At 51.3% G+C, this 3460-nt stretch carries 3 protein-coding genes; 1 reads left to right on the forward strand and 2 read right to left on the reverse strand.

All coding sequences use genetic code 11. The features are described 5' to 3' along the window. Positions 1 to 389 precede the first annotated feature (389 nt). Positions 390 to 1688, forward strand: coding sequence for an MFS family transporter (locus ACZAHD_RS22395; protein WP_462458691.1), 1299 nt, complete (start codon positions 390 to 392; stop codon positions 1686 to 1688). Positions 1689 to 1690: 2 nt separating this feature from the next. Here ACZAHD_RS22395 and ACZAHD_RS22400 read toward each other — a convergent pair whose 3' ends face one another. Beyond that, on the reverse strand, positions 1691 to 2014 hold the full coding sequence (locus ACZAHD_RS22400) for a YfiM family lipoprotein (protein WP_462458692.1): 324 nt from the start codon (positions 2012 to 2014) through the stop codon (positions 1691 to 1693). Between the two features lie 41 nt (positions 2015 to 2055). After that, complete coding sequence (gene pssA, locus ACZAHD_RS22405; RefSeq protein WP_462458693.1) at positions 2056 to 3411, reverse strand: CDP-diacylglycerol--serine O-phosphatidyltransferase; 1356 nt, start codon at positions 3409 to 3411, stop codon at positions 2056 to 2058. Positions 3412 to 3460: the final 49 nt, after the last annotated feature.

The raw sequence follows: 3460 nt of genomic DNA on the forward strand, positions 1-3460 counted from the left end.
CGGTCCGCCGGGGAGTGTGGCTGCGGGAGCAGGGCACATCGTCGGGAACGAGGTTGCACAGTACGAGGGTGACGGGCAGGAAGTCCGGCAAACCGCCTGGCATTAAATCAGTAAAAAGCCGTCAGGTAGCGGTAGGTGTTAAGCAGCAATCTATCTGTTTGTTCAGACAACATAAAAAACTGCCGTAGCTACCTCTTCACCATATTTCACTTTATCCCCGTTGGTGCTTTAGCGTTAATCCCGAAAACCACCATGACGAAAAAAAATGTGAATTTAATCACATATAATTAAGTAACAATTATATAACATTTAATTTACTAATTGATTTGTCTCAGTGACGTGGCACGCCCGACAAGACAGATTACAGTCTTTGCTGGAGCAGGATGACAATGGCAGAAAGCAGTATTAATGAACGGGGAGCGCTGGAGCAAAGCGATACCCGCCGCCGCATATGGGCGATCATAGGCGCATCTTCAGGGAATCTGGTTGAATGGTTTGATTTTTATGTCTATTCATTCTGCTCTCTCTATTTTGCACATATCTTTTTTCCTTCCGGAAATACGACCACTCAGCTATTACAAACCGCCGGGGTTTTTGCCGCGGGTTTCCTGATGCGCCCGATTGGCGGATGGCTGTTTGGTCGTATTGCTGACCGTCGTGGACGTAAAACCTCTATGCTCATTTCCGTATGTATGATGTGCATGGGGTCGCTGGTCATTGCCTGTCTACCTGGCTATGAGACCATGGGAACATGGGCGCCGGCACTATTACTTCTGGCGCGCCTGTTTCAGGGGATATCCGTCGGGGGGGAGTACGGGACCAGCGCAACCTACATGAGTGAGGTCGCCGTAGAAGGCAAGAAAGGCTTCTACGCATCATTTCAGTACGTGACGCTCATCGGCGGCCAGCTTCTGGCCGTGCTTGTCGTGGTGGCATTACAGCAAATTCTTAGCGACGAGCAGCTGTACGCCTGGGGATGGAGGATACCGTTTGCGCTTGGGGCGATACTTGCCGTTGTGGCCCTGTGGCTGCGCCGCCAGCTGGATGAAACATCTAAGCAAGAGACGCGGGCATTAAAAGAGGCCGGCTCCTTCAAAGGATTATGGCGCAATCGCAAAGCATTTCTGATGGTTCTGGGTTTCACTGCCGCCGGCTCGTTAAGCTTTTACACCTTCACGACCTATATGCAGAAATATCTGGTTAATACGGCGGGTATGAGCGCCGGTACGGCGAGTGTGATTATGACTGCGGCACTGTTTGTCTATATGCTGGCTCAACCGTTATTTGGCGCGCTATCAGATAAAATAGGTCGTCGGACATCAATGCTCTGTTTTGGCTCCTTAGCGACGCTCTTTACCGTGCCGATATTGAGTGCGCTACAAGGCGTAACCTCACCCTATGCTGCATTTGGCTTGGTTATCTGCGCATTGATGATCGTGAGTTTCTATACCTCGATCAGCGGTATTCTGAAGGCGGAGATGTTCCCGGCTCAGGTACGCGCCCTGGGCGTAGGCCTGTCGTATGCCGTGGCAAATGCTCTGTTTGGCGGCTCGGCTGAATACGTTGCGCTGTCGCTAAAATCGGTTGGAGTAGAACATGTCTTTTACTGGTATGTTACCGTGATGAGCGCGATTGCGTTTCTGGTTTCTCTGATGCTGCACCGTAAGGGCAAGAGTTTACGACTTTAGGTCTACTGGCGAGCCAACTGCCACACGGCATACCCCGTTGTGGCACCGGCCACATCCCACGCGAAATCTTTCCAGCTCCAGCCGCTTCCTGCCGGGCGGCTGTCCCAGAGTTCTTTCGATGCTCCCAGACTGACGGAAAATATCAGGCCAATGGCCGCACTTCTGTCACGACTGTAGCCCTGACGCTGGGCATATTCGTTACCAGCCGCCGAGAGCATCGCCGAGGCCAGAAAATGCTGGGCTTTATCCTGGCCGCTCCATGAATCGTGGGCCATATGGCTACAGCCGGTAAGCAGCAACGGGGCAACAATGATAAAAGTACGCATACACATTCCAGAAAAAAGCCCCGACGATACAGGGCAGATATTCAGAGAATACGGCTGATCAAGCGGTCGATACGGATACGCCTCAGGCGGCGAATCAGTTTGCGTACCTTGACTGGATAATCCGCAATGCTTTGCAGATCGCGATAATGTTTAACGACCGTCGTGTGCTGGCGAATGAGATGCAGCTCTTTTTCACGCATAGCGCCGAGCTGATGCTGCGGATCGTGAATCAGAATCGCATTTTCCAGATCCAGACGCCAGGCGCGTGGATTGAGGTTATTACCGGTGAGCAGCATCCACTCATCATCAACCCACATTCCCTTAAGGTGATAGCTATTATCGTCATCTTTCCACAGACGGACAATCAGTTGGTCGGTATTAACATAATACTGCAGTCGACTGAGGAAGCGGCGGAGGTTGATTTCATACAGATAGGGGAGTGCGCCGATAATCTTAAATGGCTGATCTTCAGGAATGTAGAAGTCGTTCGCTGTTTTATCGCCCACGATAATCTCAACCTGCTTCCCGCTACGCAGTAGCTGGATGATGTTACGCACCAGAAGAGCCGGAAGGTTGAAATAGGGCGTACAAATCGTCAGTTTACGCTCAGCACAAGGCATAAGATGGAAGATGGTTTTATTCAGCAGGCTCGATTTGCCCAGACCGACCAGCGGTGTGACCGACAGCCGATCGTCATCCGCATTGCCAGAAAAATGATAGCCGCTGTCACGCAGTTCCTGGCGGTACTGGCGGATATCATTTTTGATTTCCGGGCTTTTCGGGCGATCGGCTCTGTCGAGGCGATTTACACCGCGGCCTTCAACCAGATTGTGCTCGACCCAATTGAACATCACATCGGCCATTTTGCTATTGCGAATACACTGATAGCGGTCGTAACGATACTTATCATGCTGATGCAGATAGACATCGTTCAGGCTTGCACCGCTGTACAGGACGCAATCATCGATAATAAAACCTTTGAAGTGCAACACGCCAAGGGCTTCCCGGGTATTGACTGGCACACCATAAACTGGGATATCGACGCCGGGGTTTTCCTGCGCCATGCGACAGTACCAGTCGGCATTGGTGTTTGCTGCCGCTGCGCCAATACGTCCACGCTGGGCGCGATGCCAGTCAACCAGAACGCGAACATCTAACTCCGGCCGTTGGCGCCTGGCATCGTAAAGTGCCTGCAGAATTCCTTTGCCGCCATCATCCTGCTCCAGATAGAGCGCAACAATACAAATACGCTGGGTGGCGTGGGCTATCTTTGCCAGTAACGCTTGCCGAAAATCCGCAGGAGCGTAAAAGAACTCGATATCATCAACTGACTGAGAAAGCTTAGGGAGTTGGGCAAGGTGTTGTTGATGTTTATTACGCTTAAATTTTGACAACATCACAGTGCGTTTCTTCTCTGTTTATTGAAGGGTCTTCTGTACCATGCAG

Origin of the sequence: Raoultella sp., from assembly GCF_039594335.1 — a bacterium.
Taxonomy (GTDB): Bacteria; Pseudomonadota; Gammaproteobacteria; order Enterobacterales; family Enterobacteriaceae; genus Klebsiella.

What these genes read in the sequence shown, in the direction of transcription:
- pssA (WP_462458693.1), bottom strand. Translation starts at nt 3,411, where the DNA reads ATGTTGTCAAAATTTAAGCGTAATAAACATCAACAACACCTTGCCCAA.
- ACZAHD_RS22400 (WP_462458692.1), bottom strand. Translation starts at nt 2,014, where the DNA reads ATGCGTACTTTTATCATTGTTGCCCCGTTGCTGCTTACCGGCTGTAGC.
- ACZAHD_RS22395 (WP_462458691.1), top strand. Translation starts at nt 390, where the DNA reads ATGGCAGAAAGCAGTATTAATGAACGGGGAGCGCTGGAGCAAAGCGAT.